The organism is Neptuniibacter pectenicola, from assembly GCF_001597735.1.
GTDB classification, from domain to species: Bacteria; Pseudomonadota; Gammaproteobacteria; order Pseudomonadales; family Balneatricaceae; genus Neptuniibacter; species Neptuniibacter pectenicola.
On the sequence record NZ_LUTS01000001.1, the window covers coordinates 427,477 to 449,275 of the forward strand.

At 45.7% G+C, this 21,799-nt stretch carries 16 protein-coding genes; 2 read left to right on the plus strand and 14 right to left on the minus strand.

All coding sequences use genetic code 11. From position 1 onward, the window contains the following. Positions 1–166: 166 nt before the first annotated feature. Both A3773_RS01920 and A3773_RS01925 read right to left on the minus strand, forming a co-directional pair. The gene (locus A3773_RS01920; protein WP_067982278.1) at positions 167–1,441 is read right to left on the minus strand and encodes an outer membrane protein assembly factor BamD; all 1,275 of its coding nucleotides are present in this window, start codon (positions 1,439–1,441) and stop codon (positions 167–169) included. A gap of 154 nt (positions 1,442–1,595) precedes the next feature. Beyond that, positions 1,596–2,891, minus strand: coding sequence for a HupA family protein (locus tag A3773_RS01925; RefSeq protein ID WP_067982281.1), 1,296 nt, complete (start codon positions 2,889–2,891; stop codon positions 1,596–1,598). 339 nt (positions 2,892–3,230) lie between these two features. Here A3773_RS01925 and A3773_RS01930 point away from each other — a divergent pair, with 339 nt between their 5' ends. Then, positions 3,231–3,827, plus strand: a complete 597-nt coding sequence (locus A3773_RS01930; RefSeq protein ID WP_075109452.1) for a transglutaminase-like cysteine peptidase — start codon at positions 3,231–3,233, stop codon at positions 3,825–3,827. A 120-nt stretch (positions 3,828–3,947) separates the two neighbouring features. Further along, the gene (locus tag A3773_RS01935) at positions 3,948–5,918 is read left to right on the plus strand and encodes an HD domain-containing phosphohydrolase (RefSeq protein WP_067982287.1); all 1,971 of its coding nucleotides are present in this window, start codon (positions 3,948–3,950) and stop codon (positions 5,916–5,918) included. Between the two features lie 9 nt (positions 5,919–5,927). Here the strand turns inward: A3773_RS01935 and A3773_RS01940 are convergent, their stop codons facing one another. The 12 genes from A3773_RS01940 to A3773_RS01995 all read right to left on the minus strand — a co-directional run bounded on the left by A3773_RS01940 (position 5,928) and on the right by A3773_RS01995 (position 21,721). After that, complete coding sequence (locus A3773_RS01940) at positions 5,928–6,734, minus strand: hypothetical protein (protein WP_067982291.1); 807 nt, start codon at positions 6,732–6,734, stop codon at positions 5,928–5,930. A 275-nt stretch (positions 6,735–7,009) separates the two neighbouring features. Next, positions 7,010–7,654, minus strand: coding sequence for a hypothetical protein (locus A3773_RS01945; protein ID WP_067982294.1), 645 nt, complete (start codon positions 7,652–7,654; stop codon positions 7,010–7,012). Between the two features lie 18 nt (positions 7,655–7,672). Then, positions 7,673–8,239: a dCTP deaminase gene (dcd, locus tag A3773_RS01950; protein ID WP_067982299.1), complete on the minus strand. Its 567-nt coding sequence runs from the start codon at positions 8,237–8,239 to the stop codon at positions 7,673–7,675. Between the two features lie 151 nt (positions 8,240–8,390). Continuing rightward, positions 8,391–8,570 carry a hypothetical protein gene (locus A3773_RS01955; protein WP_067982302.1) on the minus strand — a complete coding sequence of 60 codons (180 nt, stop codon included), beginning with the start codon at positions 8,568–8,570 and terminating at the stop codon, positions 8,391–8,393. Between the two features lie 162 nt (positions 8,571–8,732). Next, positions 8,733–9,824, minus strand: a complete 1,092-nt coding sequence (apbC, locus tag A3773_RS01960) for an iron-sulfur cluster carrier protein ApbC (protein WP_067982727.1) — start codon at positions 9,822–9,824, stop codon at positions 8,733–8,735. 176 nt (positions 9,825–10,000) lie between these two features. Then, positions 10,001–13,456: an acyl-[ACP]--phospholipid O-acyltransferase gene (locus tag A3773_RS01965; protein WP_067982305.1), complete on the minus strand. Its 3,456-nt coding sequence runs from the start codon at positions 13,454–13,456 to the stop codon at positions 10,001–10,003. 216 nt (positions 13,457–13,672) lie between these two features. Continuing rightward, positions 13,673–15,664, minus strand: a complete 1,992-nt coding sequence (locus A3773_RS01970; protein WP_067982308.1) for a MacB family efflux pump subunit — start codon at positions 15,662–15,664, stop codon at positions 13,673–13,675. A gap of 6 nt (positions 15,665–15,670) precedes the next feature. Continuing rightward, a complete protein-coding gene (locus A3773_RS01975) occupies positions 15,671–16,894 on the minus strand; it encodes an efflux RND transporter periplasmic adaptor subunit (protein WP_067982312.1) in 1,224 nt (407 codons plus the stop codon). Positions 16,895–17,075: 181 nt separating this feature from the next. After that, the gene (locus A3773_RS01980; protein WP_067982316.1) at positions 17,076–18,503 is read right to left on the minus strand and encodes an ATP-binding protein; all 1,428 of its coding nucleotides are present in this window, start codon (positions 18,501–18,503) and stop codon (positions 17,076–17,078) included. A gap of 9 nt (positions 18,504–18,512) precedes the next feature. After that, complete coding sequence (locus A3773_RS01985; RefSeq protein WP_067982319.1) at positions 18,513–19,196, minus strand: response regulator transcription factor; 684 nt, start codon at positions 19,194–19,196, stop codon at positions 18,513–18,515. 68 nt (positions 19,197–19,264) lie between these two features. After that, the gene (gene trmA / locus A3773_RS01990) at positions 19,265–20,353 is read right to left on the minus strand and encodes a tRNA (uridine(54)-C5)-methyltransferase TrmA (protein WP_067982322.1); all 1,089 of its coding nucleotides are present in this window, start codon (positions 20,351–20,353) and stop codon (positions 19,265–19,267) included. Between the two features lie 129 nt (positions 20,354–20,482). Beyond that, positions 20,483–21,721, minus strand: a complete 1,239-nt coding sequence (locus tag A3773_RS01995; RefSeq protein ID WP_067982325.1) for a response regulator — start codon at positions 21,719–21,721, stop codon at positions 20,483–20,485. Positions 21,722–21,799 lie beyond the last annotated feature (78 nt).

Below are 21,799 nucleotides of genomic sequence, written 5' to 3' on the forward strand. Positions count from 1 at the left end.
TCGAAAAGCATCTTAACTTATATAAATTATAGTTTAGCGATGGTATATCACCAGTATTTTTCGTCTAGCAGAGCTAAATAATGACGAGAAGATGAAGGCTAGGCCAAAAAAATAATGAAAAAAAGGCCCCTAAAAAGGGGCCTTTCAAAAAAATCACGTGCGGACGTTAGAACTTTTTAGCCAAATTGATTGATAGCTGATTACGATCGTACTGATACAACTCAACATTCGAATCAGCCTCAGATCTCATCCATACCGCAGACAACTCTAGCTCATTAGCAAAGGTGTGCTTACCACCAATAATAAGCTGAATCTGCTCATCATCTCTAACTTTACCCACCCCTGTAACTACACCTTTGAAATCGGATTCATTATAGGATAAACGGCTAAACAAACTCGTAGTCGGCTTAACTTGCCAATTTACACCAGCAAACACTTCCCAACCATTATTAGAAAACTCCGCCTCATTCGCATCGTTTTCAAAACCTTCAATACCCGCTTGAACACCCACTGTGTTATTTCTATAACCTTTACCAAGCGCTATACCAACGGAGTAATAATCAGAATCACGCCCCTGATCCGTTGCTTCTTGGAAGTTACGGTCAGTAAACTCAGCATCAACTGTTAATTCAGTACTCCCATCAAATGACCAAGTCATCGATGGCTGAAGACCAATATAGTTAGCTAAATCATTACCGCCTAAACGGATATGATCCACTTGCAAAGCGATGTTACCACGCCATTTTTTGTTAGTAATAACCGCAGGCCCTGTACGCAATGACAAAACATCTAGGTTAAAATCATCTTCCGTATCATAACCACGATGATAAACCGACGCGCCACTCTGCCAGAACAACATACCTGTACTCTGCCCTAAACGAAGTGTCTTACCTGTACGATAGCTATGATCATAACTACCACTAACCACCAGTGCATTATCACTGACCGGGGAACCACCCGTAATGGTAAAAGGAGTGCCGTTAACATTCACAACAGAGCTTGATGGCCCTACGTTTACATTGCTATCGAATAAGACTCCAGCGGAAAGGTTAAACTTATGATCATGCTGCGGCGTTAGCTGCTCTTCATCTCTTTTCAACTGCGCTAAAAATGCCAATATAGATACACGTACACTTGCAGGAGTTTGAGGGTCATCTAGCACCGTTTGTGCTTGCGCTTCAGCTTCTTGATATTGCAGCGTCTGCATATAAGCAACAGCCAATTCAAGTCGCGCACGGTGAAGTGAGGGCTGGTTACTTAGAATCGTTTGGAATGATTCAATTGCACTATAAGGAGAACCTTTTTCACGTGCCTCCATGCCCTGTTTGAAAAACTGCTCCGGATCAAACTGCTCTGCTGTGTTTTCCTCTGCCATACCTGACGTCGCCACCATTGACAGTAAAACACCTGACAGCACAGAAACCCCGCTGTAATTTTTCATACTCTAAATCCCCTTTTCGTATGTACGCTATTGATAATGACCAGCGTTTATTGAAAGGGAGTATAACTACTGAGTATATTTCACACAACCAAAAAGGCACCTTTTAAAAGTGCCTTTTAGTCGAATAACACCCTCTAATAAAGACGAACACCCGTTAGATACCGTTCGCTTGCGGTGATATTTGACGACTCGTATTAAACGTTGTTACGTGAACCGCATCAGTATAACCTTCGACATTCACTGAAGGTACATTGGGTTGGGTACCTGCCTGCGTTTTAACTATATCGGCCACACCCGCAATCTCGCCCCCTTTCTCACCGAAAAAAGAAGCATTAACAGTGCCTGAAACAGCGCCATCAAAGGCACTGAGCGCATTCGAGTCGGCACTCAAATTAATACCATTAATTGTACCACCCTGAATATTAAAACCGACCTGCCCAACAACTGTCGTTCCATTTTCGCTCGCATAGGTCATCACCTGCCCATCATACCCCCCATTAAAAGAACCTCCCCACGTTTGATTTGAGAAGTTAACACTCAACTGCACAGGCGCCCCCCATGCACTATGTCCTTTATATTGAGCAATGAGATCACCACTCAGCTCAGCAAAACTATTCATAGCACTCAACTCATCTTGCAGCGCTGTTAGATCATCCAAGGTAGAGCTCACGCCAAAGATAAAACTACCCAAATAAGCCTGCGCGTATTGTTCGTCGCGATTTAGCGCACTAGAGAACCAAAGCCCATGAGATACGTTTCGTCCGTCTAAACCACCTAAGCGGCCATGATCAAGTCTCATATACGGCGCAAAAGGCCCACGACAGTTACCCAAGCAACGAATAGACGTATCCGTCAAACCATCTAAACGTAGATTGTCTTCATCATAACCATAATGCGTTAACATTGAATTTAAGCGCATTCGCTCATCTAGTGTTAGAGACTCGATATTAATATAGCGGGGATCATCCCCATTAGGCGTCACAGAAAAACCTAGTGCATCGTAACGCCTAATGCTCTGACTTTCAGATTCATAGCCTTCCATAGAAAACCCAGCGACAACAGGCGTCAAACTAGACACCCCCATTCGCACCAACAACCCATTGGGTGAGCGTCTTTGCAGTGATTGACGCTCACTTTCAGAAAAATCATGTACGAGCGGATAATAAGTAGCATAACCACAAGCGGCACCTGGCAAACAGCCTCCAGAAACCTCGCTATCAGGATTACCTGAAATATCAGGGTCAAAAAAAACATATTCAGGCCCCCCGCCTCCCGCAAGTAAAAGGGGATTAACAGCCGCTTCAGGCCCTGCAGCGGTCGTGACCGGCATCGCCCAAGGCCCCCACTCACGAACCGAATCTTGCTCATCATCTTCTTGCTGATTTGCAAAAACCGATGATGCTAACAACGAAGAGACTAACGCCGTTACAATACCTATTTTTAAGTTCATCACACACCCCCTCAAAAGCTGCGCCCTACAGCTTTTGAATTTATCATCTACGTTCTTACTTACCCTAAGAATAGCCCCTATCGTAAAAAACAGTACAAAAAACAACCAAACATCCACTGTATTTTTTTTCATTCAAATGAGATATTTCAGTACTATTGGTACGGCTCAGCCATAATGCGCATCAACATTAACCGCCACGGGCACGCTAATTGTCTGAAATAAGCTTTAAACGGCTTGAGCAGTAGTATTTTTAGCTTAGTTAGATATGCTTACATGATCAGGGACATATTGAGATAATTGCTAATGAGAGCACGCTGTTCACTCCTCATATTCGGAGTCATGTTATTTTTCCCTTTGACATGGGCACCTCAAACCCATGCGGGGCTCTTTGGCTCACAAGAATTACCCCAGCGCACACTGAGTGAACTGCCTGATTGGCTTAGCTACATGGAGCGTCATTTAAGAGAAGACACACCTGAAGAGATATGTCGCCAATCCGGCCTATGCAATTTGAAGCCCTGGTATAGTTTTCTTGAGAGCATCAGAGGTCTACCAAAACGCCAGCAACTTGAGCGCGTCAACCAATATGCAAACCGCCAACCTTACATCCAAGATATAGACAATTACGGAAAAGCGGATTACTGGGCCGTAGTGAAAGAATTTTTATCACGAAGCGGGGATTGTGAGGACTACTCCCTCACGAAATTTTTCTCATTACGTTTACTCGGTTTCAGTAACGATGAGTTACGCATTGTTGTATTGCAAGACACAAACTTACGTATTGGCCACGCGGTACTCGCCGTCAAGTACGGAGGGGATGAACTCATTCTTGATAATCAAAGTCGGCAGGTCATATCCCATCGCAACATTAAACACTACACCCCTCTGTACACCGTTAATGAAAAACGCTGGTGGTTACATATGCCGGTTTACTAAGATTACTGCTAGTATCAAGCTATCTGTAATTCATAACTTACTTACACATATCGGGCCTTAACAATGAAGCGCATATTAACTACTGGAGTTATCAGCCTCACACTTATCTTTTTGATATGTATGTTGTTAATTAACCGTTTCACTGAAAACCAACAAGCGCAAAGTGTACAGCATTGGCAAACCACACTATCAGCCCTGGCCGACAATCAAAGCCTAAGCGTTACACGGTGGATGTTTGCAACAGAAGCACCGCTGAAAGAGATCACCGATAACAACTCCGTTCGCTTATACCTTCAACGCTTAAATGGAAAGTCGTCCGCTGAACAAGAGAAAACCGCGCAAATTGATTATCTGCGCAACCTAATTATTGCTGCCGCTAACCGTGAAGGCTATACCGATAAAGCGCGAAGCAGCATTAATGCAAATTTAAGAATTATCGCTAACACCTCACTTGCGCTCTATGACGCCGACTTAAAACTGGTCGCAGGCACACCTGGCTTAGCTCCCATCAGCCAAGCAATTAAAGACACACTGCAATCAAACCTAACAATCGGCAGCGTTTCTCCCACCCATATATGGAAAAATGAAAACCAAGTCGGGCAAATTGCATTCGTTAGCGCAATAACAGGTTTACCTCAATTTGGCGCCGAAGATGAGATAATAGGCTACCTTATCGGTATTAAAAACGCCGAGAATGAGCTCTATAGTTTACTGCGCAACTTTAGTGTCGAATTACAGTCGTTAGAATCAGCCCTGTTACAGAAAAAGGATGACGGCCTCGTATATGCAAGCCCTTTACGCCAAGATAGAGACTCAACCCTTAACAAGCTCATCCCCACGAACGGACAAACCGCAGCAGCGCAGGCCTTTAATACACCCGGCCAATTCATTCAGGCAATAGATTACCGTAACATTGAGGTGCTCGCCGTTAGCCGTGATATTGCCAGCACCGACCTTAAGCTCATCATTAAAGTCGACAGAAGGGATGCCCTCGGACAAAGTTTAGACGAACAAGCTGATCTGCAAATGATGCTGATACTTGGCACTCTGGCGTTACTGGCAATGCTAGTTGCTGCCGGCTGGTATGGCCACCTACTGAAAGAACAGAAGTCAAATGAAGTACTACGCGCCACCACCCTTGCACTAAAAGAGAAGACCAGCCTACTTGATGCGATCAATAACAATGTAACCGATATGGTTATGATCGTTGACCAAAACATCAACCTTGCCTTTATTAACCACGCCCTAGCCAGCCAAGTTGCAATAGATCCAGAAGATAGCGAAGGGAAAAACCTAAACTCAGTACTCGGAAGCCATTATGCTGAGCAGCTGTCCCCTCTCATTAAAGCGTGCTTTGCAAATCAAAAAGAGAGTACATCTAAAAAGTCACTAGAACTCAAAGGAAAGGTCAGTACATTTGTTATCAATTTAGTCCCCATGCTCTATGGCGAAACATCAGCGGTGATGCTGCATTTCCATGACATTACGTTGATTGAGGAACACCAGAAACAACAAACCCAACTGCTTCGACAAATCATGCAATCACTCATGAATGCGATCGATCTACACGACCCTTACTCAGCGAACCATTCGCAAAAAACAGCCAAAATAGCGGTCGCAGTCGCCGACGCAATGGCATTCAAAGAGAGTGATCGTGATGCGCTTGAGATTGCAGCAAACCTTTGTAACTTAGGAAAGTTATCCATTCCACAAGCGTTACTCACAAAAACGGAGCCGCTTACAGCAGAAGAGCGTGCAGTGGTCAAAAACGAAGTACAACACACACGGGAAATACTACAAAATATTGAGTTTGACGGCCCCGTACTAGAAACCATCTTGCAAAAACATGAGTACTTGGATGGCTCAGGCTCTCAAGGCATATCCGGTGATGCACTGTTACTCAACGCTCGAATACTGACAGCCGTTAACGATTTTGTTGCCATGATTAGCCCAAGGGCATACAGAGAGAGCTTACCGGTCGAAACAGCATTAGCGACCCTTCTAAAAGATGCCGGCAAGCGTTATGACCGCCAAGTAGTGGCATCACTATTTCATGTGGCGGAAAACAAGATTAATTTCGACACCCTTTAACAGGTTTAGCTAGTGGATAGTTGGCGGGGCTTTTGGCAGATCGGGCACAATAATGTGACCGCTACTATCCAGCACCAATACGCCCTGCTCCACACCTAATTCAAGCATGTGCTGGAGCATCATATGGGTCAAATGGGCGCTAATGATTAAACCCGCAGGCGGGTCACCGTCAAACAGGTCCTCGTCCATCATATCTTCAGGCCTCAGACCTAACAGTAACGGGTTTTCGGCAACAAGTGGTGAGATCTCTTCCGGCGCAAAAACAGCATGGCTTGACGAAATATCCAAAGCGCGCTGATAAGCGTCCACATCACGCGTACTTTGCTGTAATGAATCAAGATAATCTGATTCTGCAGCAGCGAATAGTTGAGATAGTTTACTAACACCCCCCTGACTAATATTTCGCTTTGCCGTTTCTGAGCGGCTGTAATCGATACTAATAGGGTACTGACTATCTCTCAGCAGCTCCTCATCATCAACTAAAATACGTCCATCATCATCGACCTCTAACCACGCTCGATCAACTGCCACAGCCAACAGCCCTTCTAACGCAGCCGCTAATATATTGCTACAGACGATAATTCCAACCGAAGGGTTCTCGCTTTCTTGGCGATTCATAATTAAATCGCCTGCACGTGCAGCCAGCAGGGTTGGGTCCTGCTCTATTATCTCAGCCAACAGATCAGCTTCAAGGAACAACCGCTCATGACATAAACGCTCAGCGGTTAAATAAGGTTCATTGCACCCACTGGCCTGCATCCGCGAAACATATTCAATACGGATCTCTTCGAGTAACGCTGTTAGCAATCCACTCATAAAACGCCTAATTCCTAGCCAAATAATGAAAAATGCAATGTAAACGCTAAGGTTAATAAAACAATGGTCGATTGTTACTTAGGAAGCAACTAAAAAACACAAGGAAGGGGAAAAATGCGTATTTTATTTCAAGCAGGTGAAAAACAAACCGAAGATGAAGAAGGCAGCGTTTATATTCTCTCAGACAACTGAGCAATGAATAGACTCGTTTATATAGCCTCGACTGCGTTCAGCACTTTTAGTCTACGATATAGCTAAAAATGCTGAGTGCAGAACTAATGCAACGTGATCCCTATCGGCGATGCGCCCTGTTTAATTTCGTCAAAATAATCACGTAAATCAACCAATCTGATTAAGCCATAATCCTCTGGCGAAGCAGGTATCTCAAACCAATCTAATGCCCATACTCGGGTCATCAGCTCATACTCACCAATAAGCGCGTCTAGATAGATCATAACAGCCTCAACACGTGGATCCATATCGAGCACTTTAGGTGCATTCTCTAAATAGATCTCTAAATGCATACGATCATTTACAACACTTACACGGCACCAAAAGTCATCTATCTCACAAAACTCATCGCCAATATTGACGGATAGAGGAATCGGGTCATAACGATTATTAAATGCTTTAAACTCAATACCCGACAGTTCAGGAGCAGCGCCAATCACACTTAAAACTGAATGGATGGATTCAGGAAAGCCGTCACAGCCAAAAACCATCTCTAAAGCCCCCTCTTCATCTTCATCACTCTGAAAATGAAATGTCAGGTTGCTATCAATTTTTTGTAATTGTTCACGGTATTGCTTGAGCAACGGCTCCGCCTCGAAACGATCGTCACTTCTACTGGATAGAAGCTGTTCAATGGTTTCTTGGAGCTGATCCCAAAATAGACTAATTTTTTCGTGCTTTAAAATCATTTATAGATACAGTCAAACTTAAGTACGAGGAACCACAACACCGGTCTGCCCCTGATACTTACCATCACGATCTTTATATGAGGTTTCACATACCTCACTCCCTTGAAGGAAAAGCATTTGAGCAACCCCTTCATTGGCATAAATTTTAGCGGGCAATGGCGTAGTGTTAGAAAATTCTAACGTAACGTGACCTTCCCACTCAGGCTCTAAAGGTGTGACATTGACAATAATACCGCAACGAGCGTATGTACTTTTGCCTAAACAGATAGTTAGCACATCCCGAGGGATTTTAAAGTACTCAACGGTACGCGCTAACGCAAACGAGTTTGGAGGAATGATGCAAACATCTGATTGAACATCGACAAAACTGCCGTCATCAAAATCTTTGGGATCAACAATGGATGAGTTGATGTTGGTGAATATTTTAAACTCATTCGCACAACGCACATCGTAGCCGTAACTCGATGTTCCATAAGAGACGATACGTGATCCAGCAACCTCACGAACCTGACCCGGCTCAAAGGGTGAAATCATATCTTTCTCTTCCGCCATACGACGAATCCAACGATCAGCTTTAATGCCCATATTGGCCTATCCAGTAGTTAATAATTTGCTAGCCGCGTATTGTACCTTTTTTCATAGAGATGAACAAAGATCAATCACACTCAACACATATAAAAAACGACCCACTAAGGGCCGTTTATGTTATTTATTAACAATACCTCATAAAACCAGATTAATTAAGCAGGTTAGCTGTTTTCTCATATTGCTCAGCAAGCCAGAACTCTGCTGCGGTATTACCTTCATCTCTTAAGCAATCATCTTGTTTACGAAGCTCCCTTGCCATATCGCTACGGGAAGGCGTTGAAGGCTTCATCTGTATCTCTTTAATATCTGCTGTCTCTCTATAATCCATAACAACAACCCTCATTTATTTTTATGTGGTCTATCTAATCGTCAGAACTATCAGTGTAGACAAGATTTTAGAGTCTAACAAAATAACTGGTTACTTTTTGATCTCAGTCAAGTAATCAACAAACGTAAAAAGAGTCGCTTATTCTAGCAAACTACGCGGCTATTAATCGTCAGATATCACGATTGAAGGAACCTCAACATGGCTAGCATTTTTTGTAGCCAGCCTTGCCGCTAACTTACGTGCTACCTCTCTGTAGATAAGTGCGTATTCACCCTCAGGATCAGCTGCAACAGTTGGTGAGCCAGAGTCAACTTGCTGACGAATCGATAAAGCCAAGGGTAATTTACCTAAGAGCTCAGTATCATATAGCGCAGCAATCTCCTCTCCACCGCCATCGCCAAAGATCGCTTCAGTATGGCCACAGTTACTGCATATATGGGTACTCATATTTTCAATGACCCCGAGTACATCAATATCGACTTTACGAAACATCTCTATCCCTTTTTTCGCATCCAGCAAAGCAATATCCTGCGGCGTTGTTACAATAACGGCCCCCGCAACCGGTACCTTCTGCGATAACGTCAACTGAATATCACCGGTGCCCGGTGGCATATCAATAAACAGGTAATCAAGATCATGCCAGCGTGTTTGCGTTAGCAGCTGCTGTAACGCACCTGCCGCCATTGGGCCTCGCCATACCATCGCCGTATTATCTTCGATTAGATAACTCATCGACATCGATTGTAAGCCATGCGCTTCAATAGGGTTAAAATGCTTCTCATCATGTTGAGAAGGGCGAACTCCTTCGTCTACACCGAGCATCATGCCCTGGCTTGGGCCATAAATATCGGCATCAAGAATACCGACTTTGGCACCCTCAGCCGCCATCGCCAACGCTAAGTTCACCGCCGTGGTCGATTTACCAACCCCCCCTTTACCTGAAGCGATGGCAATAACATTTTTAACACCTGACATCGAAGGGAGTTGGTTTTGCCCTTGATTGGAAGCAATCTGATGACTCAAAATCACGTCACATTCAGACACCTCACCCAAGGCCAACATTTTTTCACTGATACGTTGTTTAAATGTTGCTGCCACACCTTCGCTTGGATAAACCAACTCAATTGCGATCACTAATTTACCAGAGGTTAAAGACACTTCTTTAACATGGTGTGCAGTAATAAGATCAGTCCCCATCAACGGATCATCGATTTCCGCTAACAAGTCAGTGACTTTAGATTCAATATTTGACACGGTTCTCTCCGCTTTCTGAGCTTTATAATGTCGGTTAAAAAACTGTTTAAAAAAACTCATTATGACCTTCTAAATTATATAGACTCACAGTATAACGCATAATAACCAAGTAGATTAGTAGGAATTACATTAACAGAGGTAACTCCTACTAAAACGAAGCACATACACCGCGCTGTTTATACGGGGCGAGCCATAGCCTCAGCCATCTCTCGGGCCGCACTAAAGTTTGTTTTACCACTGCCTAAAACAGGGACGGCCTCAACGCTATAGACATCTGACGGTATCATCATCGGCGCCATTCCACCTTTGACTAAACGGTCCCGCACATCATCAACGTCAATCCCCTCAATAAGCAGAATGACCTTCTCGCCCTTTTTCACATCAGGTAGATTAACTGCAACTAAAGGTTGCTCAGACAACTCTAATATACGACGCACTTCGCCCTCTATTGCAGTAAGGCTCACCATCTCCCCGCCCAGCTTAGCGAAACGGCTATAACGATCAACAATCGTTAAAAATCCATCGTCATCTAAGTGGCCTTTATCACCACTTTTATACCAGCGAATACCCTCTAATTCGACAACCACTTCCGCAGTTTTCTCTGGATCATTCAGGTACCCCTGCATAATCTGAGTCCCCCCAATCAGAATCAACCCATCTTCACCTATAGGGAGCTCATCTAAGGTTTCCGGGTCCACTATACGGAAGGTCGAGCCGGGTAAGGCCATACCAACCGTACCGGGTTTGTTGCCCACCTGTATTGTCCACCAGTCTGTATCTAAAGCATCAGGTAAATTAGTACTGGCTACCGGCGTAGTTTCTGTAGAGCCATAGCCTTCCACAACCGGTACATGATATTTCTTTTCAAACCCGTCTCGCACAGCAGCATCAAGCTTCTCTGCACCCGCGACGACCGCCCGAAGCGACTGAAACATCAGTGGGTGAACCCGCTTATTCCGTGTATATAAACGTAGGAAAGTGGACGTAGCACACATCAATGTTGCTTTATAACGGGCCACACCTTTACCTATTTTAGCGGCATCCGTTGGGTCTGGATGACAAACCACAGGCATCCCTTCAATGAGTGGCATAAAACAGGTTACTGTTAACCCAAACGCATGAAACAGGGGTAAAGTAGCCATAATACAATCATCTTCACGTACATTGAGCACATCAGCCGTTTGACGCAGGTTCCCCATAATATTCCGGTGACTTAACATCACCCCCTTAGGCGCACCCTCACTACCTGAGGAAAACAGTATGGCCGCCGTTTGATCAACGTGCGCCTTATGACACAACCAATATTGTAACCATGACGTGGGCAGCAGCGACACGAGCCCTAACGTCAACAGCCCCTCAGCTTTACTGATCTGCTCTTTAATCTCCTCCATGTATAGCAATTCACGGCCTTCAAACAGCTCAGAAAGATCAACCCCTCGAGCCTTCAGCTTAATAACAAAACGACGAGATGTAACAATGGTTTTCACATCCGCCTGTTCCAACGCGGACTTTAGTGAACTGACGGGAGCTGTAAAGTTCATATTAACTACGGTTTTTCCCGCCATTAACGCAGCCATATTGACGATCGCTCCGGCACTCGACGTCGGTACCAACAAGCCAATATTATCTCCCGCGGTCTGCACCATTCGTTTTCTAAATAAAGCCGTTGCGGTTAACAACTTTCGGTGACTCAGCGGCCCACCATCCACATCGGCTATCGCATAACCACCGTCGGCATTTTTCATGCTACGAACAAAGGCACTTGGAAGTGTTTCAAGGGTTTCTGTATATTGCTCCCAGGTGCGAATCGATAGTTCAAACACCTTCTGTTTAACCTCAGCTGCACAACTATCAATCGGCATCGGCTGACCATAAGCAACGATCACATCACGCTTAGAACCGCTACGGCGAATGGTTTTCATTTTATCGGTCGAGCGGGAGAAACGGCTTCCCCACAACCCACGCATATAGAAAGGTACAATGACACCGTCCGCCCCTTCACAGGCTTTTTCGAAACCGCGTCTAAATTCACCTAGTTGGCCTATATGGCTGATCGCACCTTCAGGGAACAAGCACACCACCTCACCACTACTGATTAAGTCACGTACCTGCTCAAGCGCCTGACGGCTCTTACCCTGAGAGATAGGAATTACTTTAAATAGATCTAAGAACCAACGGAGATACCAACGCTCATATATACTGCGCTCCATCACAAAATGGATATGGCGAGGACAGGCCATCTGGATCATTGCCCAATCTAACCAACTAATATGATTACCTAATAGCAACGTCCCTTTACCCGCTTCAGGTAAGTTTTCAAAACCCAGTACCTGAAGGTTATATTTCCGGCGAAACAGGAGCATCACTAAGACTTTAATAAACGCCTGGGGCAAGGTGACAATCGCATAGATAGCGCCCCCACACCCTAATGCGGCCAGCAACCAAAGCAACCAGAGGCCATCAATACTATTCCACGCAAATAGCACCGTTAGTGATAGAAAGCTCAGCATCATAAGATTCTGAATGAAGTTGCTACCCGCCAAGACTCGCCCCGTTTCAGTTTCACCCGCATGGAACTGTACTAATGCATTTAATGGCACACACATTAATGCGCCAAACAGGCCAATCGAAAAGAAGACCGCCGCCTGTATAACCATAGTATCGAGCTGAGGTAAGAGAATCAGTCCACCCGCAACACCAACGGCCCCAACAGGAATTAAACCAACATTGATATAATGTTTAGAGAAACGCCCCGCCACTATGGACCCCACCATGATCCCTATACCCGCAAACGCCATAATACCTTGAATCACGAAGGTATTATGTTGATCCATATGTTCTTCGGCAAACGCAGGAAAAACCGCCAACATCACCTGACTGATGGACCAAAAAATAGATAATCCAATAATCGACAACCAGATAGGTCGCTTACTTTTAAGTAAACCAAGGTTGCGTTTTAAAGCCCGGCCCGTTAGATAGGCCTTAGTATCAAAAATCGCTTTCTTATCCGTTTTCTGCAACTCAGGCAGCTGATACGCTAAATACAGTTCAACAACCGCACCCGTCACTAAAAGCCAACCGAGGGGCGCGCACAACATTAAGCTCTCTTCAGGGGAAAGCTGCGCCGCGCCGTCCAAACTCAATTCAAATAGCAGCGAGAAAACAACAATGCCACTTAAAATAGCGATCATCGTCACCGCCTGAATCCAGCTATTGCCTTCACTCAGGTTATTCGCACCCACTAACTCTTTGATATATCCATACTTAGCAGGCGAATAAAAAGCACTTTGCAGAGCCAAAACAAACGTTAATGCGAACGCAGGGATAAATAAGCCAAGGTAATAACACGCCGTAATTAACAAGGTGATCACCACACCGCCCCACGCAGAGAGCTGCATCACCTTATTTTTAGGATACTTGTCCGCTAAAAATCCCGAGGGGGTGAAAAGTAAAATAAAGGGTAGCAAGATCAAGCCATTGACCACGGCGGTCAACAGTATTTGTAAATCACCGTCATAGGCCTTAAAGAGCGTATTTTGAATGATTATTTTATGACCAAGATCGACAAAGGCATTAATAAATGCGACGCATATAAATGCAAAAAATCCGTTTAACTTTAATAGCTCTTTCATGGGGTGCTCCAGCCTATTCCAAACTCATGCTACGGCGATTACCATACTGGGATCAAGGAATTACGACAGTTTTATGGAAATAAAGAACCGCTGATGACTTAACGGTCATATCGAACGACTCTCGCTGTAGAGCACTATATAAAAAACCGGTTTTAAACCGGATTTTTATTGGAAAAGTATCGTATGCTGCAACCTAATGTTGTAAAAATCGCGAGCCTAATCGCGAGAAAGCGCATCAATAGGATTAAGTCGTGCGGCATTACGGGCGGGAAGATAACCAAACAGAACGCCAATTAATGTCGAACAAGCAAACGCTGCAATGATAGAGGTACCCGAATAAACCATCTGGAAATCACTGCCACTGTAGCTAAAGATTACGCCAACAAAATAAGCTAGCCCAATCCCCAACGCACCACCACAAAAACAGACCAGTACCGCTTCAATTAAAAACTGCCGCATAATATCCGTTTGCCTTGCGCCAACGGCGATGCGTATACCAATCTCACGGGTCCGCTCGGTAACAGAAACCAACATAATATTCATGACACCGATGCCGCCCACCAGCAGCGAGATAAAAGCGATAGCCGAGATAAGCATGGTCATTGTGGCTGATGTTTTCTCAATACTTTTGCGTATAGTGTCGGTATTAATCGTAAAGAAATCTACCGTGCCATGACGCATCGTTAGCAGGCTAATAATACCCTGCTCTGCCACCTCACTCTCGACATTTTCATCCACTCTGACGGTGATATCACTGACATAGTTTTGCCGGAAAATACGCCCCGATACGGTGGTATAAGGCAACCAAACATTCAGTTCATCACTGTTACTAGAAACACTTTCAATGGGCTCTGTTACGCCAATCACCCGGACCGGCAGGTGACCAAGAAAGATAACGCTACCCAGTGCATTCCCTTCAGCAAAAAGCGCTTGCTCGGTGTTTTCGTCAATCACCGCCACCTGCTCCATCGCGACCACACTGTCTTCAGCAAAAAACTGACCCTGCGCTAAGCTATAACCGCGCACACGGAAGTAATCCGTGCCCACCCCTTGCACTGACCCGGTCACCGCTTCACTGGCATAACGAATCGCCACATTGGCTCTCACCGTTGGGGTAACACTATCGACAAAAGACAAGGTTTTCAGCGCATCAGCATCCGCCGCCATCAGTGTGCGAATCCGTCCAGAACGCCGATCACCGCGACCGGTTCCAGGTTTTATCTCAATGGTATTGGTACCCATAGACGCGATGTTCGCCATAATCGATTGCTGCGACCCAGCCCCTAGTGCAACCACCGATACCACGGAGGCAATACCAATAATGATACCGAGCATGGTCAGAAACGTACGCAGACGATTATTAGACATCCCAATCAACGCCATTTTTAGCGCTTCGAGGTAGCGAGACCAGTTGATACGGTACTTAGTTGTTTGCTGTTTAGCCGTTTGTGGATGGGTTTGTGGGGGGTTATCGACAAGCTCGGTTGCCGCACGGTCGCTCGATTGGTAGGCATTGACGTTATCATTACGTGTATCGCCAATGATCTCACCATCTTTGATCTCAATCACGCGATCGGCAAACTCAGCAATATGCGGATCATGTGTCACCAAAATAATCGTGTGGCCATCACGGTGTAGCTCACGCAGCAGCTTCATCATCTCTTCACCGCTGGTGCTATCTAACGCACCGGTCGGTTCATCCGCGAGAATCACATCACCGCCATTAATCAACGCCCTTGCGACACTCACCCGCTGCTGCTGGCCACCACTCAACTGATTTGGCTTATGCTCTAAGCGATCACTCAACCCCAGCCTAGTGAGCAACTGCGTCGCTTTTTTCTGTCGCTCATGAGACCCTTCATTCGCATAAAGGGCCGGCACTTCGACGTTTCCCAATGCGGTTAAATCACCCAATAGATGATAACGCTGGAAAATAAAGCCGAAGTATTCACGCCGTAGCGCCGCCAACTCATTTTCATCCATCGCCGAGGTATCTTGGCCATTGATGAAGTAATGCCCTTTATTGGGTTTATCCAAACAGCCGAGGATATTCATCAGGGTCGACTTTCCCGAACCCGAAGCGCCGATAATCGCCACCATCTCGCCACGATTAACCTGGAGATTTATCTCCTTCAATACCGTTAGTTCGTCTTCTCCAGCAGAAAAGCTACGACTCACACCCACCACATTTAATAGTGCTTCAGTCATGGCTTATCACCTTCTACCTGGACCTAAATTCGGTCGACTTTGTCCGAGCACACCACCAAGCCCCCCCGTTCTCGCCGCTCCAGCCCCCTTACCGCTTGACGCTTGGCCGACCACAATCTCATCTGCGTCAGTAAGACCTGACAATATTTGTGCGTAGATTTTATTATTGATACCCACCGTCACATCGCGGTATTCCACCTCATCCTTGTTTTTCACCAGCACTTTATAAGCGGCCTTACCCCCCCGTTTAGCGACTAACACTTGTGAAGGCACCAGCAATGCATCCCCTGCCCGTTCTAAAATAATGGAGACCTGCGCAGTCATACCAAAGCGCAATAGGTTGTCGGGGTTATCCACATCAAACAGAGCGTTGTAGTAGATCGCTTCATCATCACCAATCGTTAGGTCGCTATCATCACCACTGAGCAAAGTAGGACCGGGTTCAATCGCCCGTAAAACACTGTGATACTTCTTATCCGTCGCGCCTAAGATGGTGAAATAAACCTCCTGCCCTGCACTCACATTGATGATATCGGCTTCAGACACCTGCGCCTTAATGGTCATCACATCTAGCTGTGCCAGCTCAATAATACTGGGCGTCCCCTGATTGGTATTCACGGTCTGTCCCTCTTCGACCGAAACATAGACCACCGTGCCGTCAATAGGGGATGCTATGGTGGTGTACCCAAGATTAAGCTTGGCGTTATCCACACTGATAATCGACTTCTCTTTCTCAGCGCTAAGCTGATCGAGTTCTGCCCGATAAACGGCCAGTAGTGATTCCGCCGTATCATATTCCGCTTGGGAGGTAGCCCCTCTCGCCAACAATTGTTGTTTACGTTTAAATTCAGATAATGCGACTTTAATCTGGGCCTGCTTTGCGGTGTATTGAGCATTAAGGCTCCTAAGTGAGGCTTCCGCCTCTTTTAGGGCGTTTTGTTGCGTCAGGTTATCTATCTGAGCAATCAACTCACCCTTTTTAATCGCATCCCCCACCTGAACATCTATCTTTTCGATCAAGCCTGACACCTGAGCACCCACACTCACCAACTTCGAGGGGTACAGCACACCGTTCGTCAACACAACATTTTCAATATTCCCACGCTTTACCGCATCAGTGATAAAGGCCGGCTGAACCTGCTGCGCCATCGTGTATTTATACCCCACGCCGATGGCAACAACGGCTATCAAAAGGAGGCCTATCAGTATATTTCTCGTCTTCTGTTTCATCTCAATCTCATGAAGAATTCATAGGTAACGCATCCCCCGACACAAGCAGTATCGAAGTGACGTTCAATAGGGAAGCAACAGCTTTCGTCGGCATAACCCAATCGCTTTAAACATTAAGGTAATAAATGAATCAACGACCTTAAGTCTAACGATTAGGTGGAGGGGATGGATGACAATGCTGTCATTTAACGATGGGCAAGACTAATTTCATCACTACAGCATCGTGGGCGCTGGGCTCAAGTGTCAGATCACCGCCGTGAGCGCGGGCGATCTCTCGCGCTAAACTTAACCCAAGACCACTGCCTGAAACGCCTTGGGTTTGTGCTGACTCTCCACGGTAAAAACGTTCAAATAGTTGGCTTCTAACCTGCGCTGACAGCGGAAGACAAGCGTTGCTGATCACCACTTCAAGAGTCGATTCGTTTTCGCTCGCGTTAATCGTCACGCCTTTTTCAGGCAAGCTATAGCGCATCACATTAACAAGCAAATTATTCAACAACTGGGTCAGTAAGACGTAGTCGCCTTTTGTTATCAGCCCTCGATCAATCGAACAGTGCAGCACCAAGTCATCGGACAACAACTCCATATCAGCCGTCAGCTCATCTAATAGATCCGTCATATCAACCGGCTCTAGGTGAAGCGCCATGGAGCCCGAATCAGCCTGAGACAGAAGCAGTAATTTACGCGTAATCGCAGAGAGGTGCCCAACTTCATCAAGAATAGCATTGAGATCTAATTGCGATGGATTCTCAGCGAGCACCGCTTGTTCCAACTTGCCTCTTAGAACGGTCAGTGGTGTTTTCAGCTCGTGGGCAGCATCAGCGGTAAAGCGTGAGATTTGCTGAAAGCTATCCTCAAGCCGATCGAGCATTGTATTGTAAGCTTCAATTAAGCGTTGAAACTCTTTATCTTCTTTATGTTCAGGCAAGCGGTGGCTCAGATCTTTCTCTGTCACCTTATCCATTGAACGATGCAGACGATTAATAGGCCGCAGGGTGTGACTCGCAATCACCCAAGAACCTAAAAGGCTGAGTAAAAAAGAGAACGGAATCACAACGATTAGGGCTTCGCGCAAGGTACTTTTTAATTCACTGGTCGTTGCTGCCACATCAATACCGATAAAACTCTGATGCTCTCGAACCTTTAATAGCGCGCCACGCCATTGCTTTTGTTCATGCTCAAAAAAGGCCACGCGACAAAGGGCCTTAGTTTGGTTTCTATCCGCTAATGCTAACTGTTCAGCGCTCAGCCAATTAATGTTGCTAATCACGCCGCTAACATCAACCCCCTCAGATGTTCGTAAGCGGCCCGACTTAGTCGCTTCTAGGTGTATCATTAACCCGGTCGGTGAACTAATTCTTAATTTGTTGACGAGGTCATCAATCAGCTGACTATCGGATATCCTAGCCGCACTGGAAAGGGGCCGGTTGCGAGGGACACCGTCCGCATCCAAGCGAGGAATAATGCGCCGCGCTTCCATACAGAGACGTGCATCAAGGCGATTAAGCTCTACTTGCATAATACGCGACCAGCTCAAGGTGATCACAATCGCAAGCACTGCGCTCACCGTTAGCAGGGAGATAGTAATAATCCGCGTGCGAAAATACATGCTATTCCCTCAACAGGCGTTCAAACGGTAGCCCGTACCACGTACGGATTCAATCGCGCCCACCATCTTACCCGCGCCTTCTAGTGATGCGATCTTACGACGAATACGTTTAATACACACATCCACCACATTGGTACAGGGGTCAAAGTCGTAGCCCCAAACATGTTCCAGCAACTGCCCCCGAGTTAAGACTTGATTTGGCGAGCGCATTAAATACTCGAGCAGGCTAAATTCACGACGGGTGAGTTCGACCGATTGCCCCTGACAGTGGAGACTGCGGTGAATGCAATCCAGCTGCAGCGAGCCTACCTCCAGCCGATGTTGTGGACGACCACTATGACGTCTCAGTACAGCCTGAATACGCGCATTTAGCTCTTCCACATAGAAAGGCTTTGCTAAGTAATCATCAGCCCCCATCTCTAAGCCCTGAACACGATCACCTAATTCGTTACGTGCCGTCAGCAGAATGACAGGCGTTTCAACCCCGACGTCCCGAAGCGTACGAAGAATATCCAACCCATCGCGGCCCGGCAGCATAATATCAAGGATAATAACGTCGAAGCGCTGCTGGCTCGCAATCTCATAGCCTTGATCGCCATCAGCGCAATGGATGACATTAAAGTTTTTTACCCGCAAGCCTTCACAGATAAAATCTGCAATTTTTTGTTCATCTTCGACCAGTAATACGTTCATGAGGTTTAATCCTTAGCCCGTCGACCTACTATCTCAGCTGAACCACCCTGTACCATAAAGTCCTTACGTTACTTGCGCGTAAGGTACACGCCACATTCTAGATGTTCGGTATAGGGAAACTGATCAAAAATCGCAAACCGTTTTAAAACATGAGTTTGAGTCAGTGTTTCCAAATTCGTTTTCAATGTATCTGGGTTACATGAGATATAAAGAATATTGTCATAGGACTGCACTTGTTTCACTGTATCATCATCTAACCCAGCACGCGGTGGGTCTACTAAGACGGTTGTGAAATCACAGCTCTCTAAACCAAGGTCTTTTGTCCGACGCTTCTCAACCGCACCGCTGAGCACTTGGGAAAACTCCTCAGAACTAATGCGGACCACATCAACATTATCAATAGCATTCGCTTCAATATTAAATTGAGCCGCACGTACAGAGGTTTTAGAGATCTCGGTCGCGACCACTCGGCGAAAGTTCTGCGCCATAGGTAAGGTAAAGTTACCATTACCGCAATACAGTTCAACCATATCGCCACCGGCCCCCTGAGTCGCATCAAGCGCCCATTTAATCATATGTCGGCAAACTTCACCGTTCGGCTGGCTAAAGCTGTTTTCTACCTGTTTATAGATATAATCCCGACCATTAATATCCAGCGTTTCTATCACAAAATCTTGATCTAGCAAGATTTTAGCTTTGCGCGAGCGCCCCACTAACTGGATATTAAACTTGTCTTTTAATTTTTTTGCCGCCTCAACCCAGTCATCCCCTAAAGGACGATGATATAAAAGCGTGACTAACAGCTCACCACTCAATGTACTCAAAAAGTCGATCTGGAACAGCTTGCGGCGTAATACGTCACTCGGGCGTATCTCTTCAAGCAGTTTGAACATCATATCGTGAATACGTTCAGCCACCATTGGGCAGTGATCTATACGTATACGGACGTTTTTATTACCCTTCTCAAACATCACATAGAAAAGGTCATCATCTTCATGCCAAACACGGAACTCACAGCGCATACGATAATGGCTACGTGGCGATTCATAAACTTCGAGTTCGGGTAGATCAAAACAAGAAAAAAGCGATTCAACACCGGCTTTTTTAACCGCAAGTTGAGCTTCATACTGTTCAGGTTCGACAACTGAGATTGACATTTACGCCTCTAAAATAAGTGCTATAGACACAAAAAATGCGCCCACAAAAAAGTGCGCGCATTTTAACAGTATGAAGGGCTTAGGCAAAACACTAACCGCAGATAAAGCTAGCGCGCTAAAACCACCGGTTCAAACAAACCCGACTTGAGCTTGGTAATCTGCGGTAATCAACTGCCAATGGTCCAACTCAGTTTCCATATCTATTCGCTTAATATAATCCATACTCAAGCGACTCGACATATCGCACCCCACAACGCTTGTTGCAGGAGGTAACAGCGCATCGGCCACATGAACTGCGGTCAACGGCGTAAAACCATTGCCAGGACTGGCTTTAGGAAAATGATGGAAGAGTACGGCTTCAACGACTTTAGGCGGCAAGTTCCATAAAGCCAGCATATATGCACCCGCTTCAGCATGAGTCACCCCCAGCTCCAGCTTTTCAATCGCATAAACAGGCTGATCCATTAAGCTCGCCTTACTAATAATACGGTGGTAATCGGCAGGGTTATGGCTTGCCAACACCAATATGCCAAAATCATGGAGTAAACCCGCTAAAAAAGCTTGGGCTTGCACATGCCGATCCGCTTTGACTGAACGCGCTATATGCTGAGCTGCTCGCGCGACGGCCATCGAGCGCTGGTGGATCTGCTTAAACGAGAAACTTTTCCATACATCCGTCTGAGGGTAGGCATCAAATAGATGGGATGTCAGCACTAAATCACGAATCATTCTGACACCTAGAATCGTCACAGCTTCATGAATTCTATTGATATTCCGGCTTAAACCAAAAAATGCAGAATTAACCCACTGCATAATCTTGGCCGTCATAACGGGGTCCTGCTCTAATATCTGAGCAATTTCACGCGCGCTTGAACGCTCTGAACTGAGCGCGCGATTGAGCTTTTCATACACCTCGGGTAGTACAGGCAGTGCTTGTAGCGAGGTAATATACTCCTTCACTGCTGGTTTATTGATCAACCCAGATACATGAATACTGTTAGATATATCCTCTATTAGCATCTCAGATGTGCAATCTAAGGGTAACGAATGGTGCGCTAACTCGGAGGTTCTGGCGGTTTGCATCGGTGTTAGATAATCGGATAAAACCACCCGAATAACGCTGGGGTGTTTTTCAATCACTTTTGCTAAGAGCTCAAGTGTTTGTGTAGGGTTATCGCCTAAAGGTAAAACAAGTACATCAACGTGATTATTATCCAGCGCCGCTAATAACTCGTCTAAGCGGGTCACTGAAACCGTGTGCCAATCGGTAATATCAGACACAGCTCTACCCAAACGAACACTTTGCGGGCATGTCTGACAAAAAATAGCTGAAGGTTGTAGTTGCTGGGATGTCATCTGCGCGTCCATAAAAAAACCATCCAATTCATCAATCTTTCCTTGATAACATCGTCATTCTCTCAATATATGTTTAGCTGGCTATTCCAA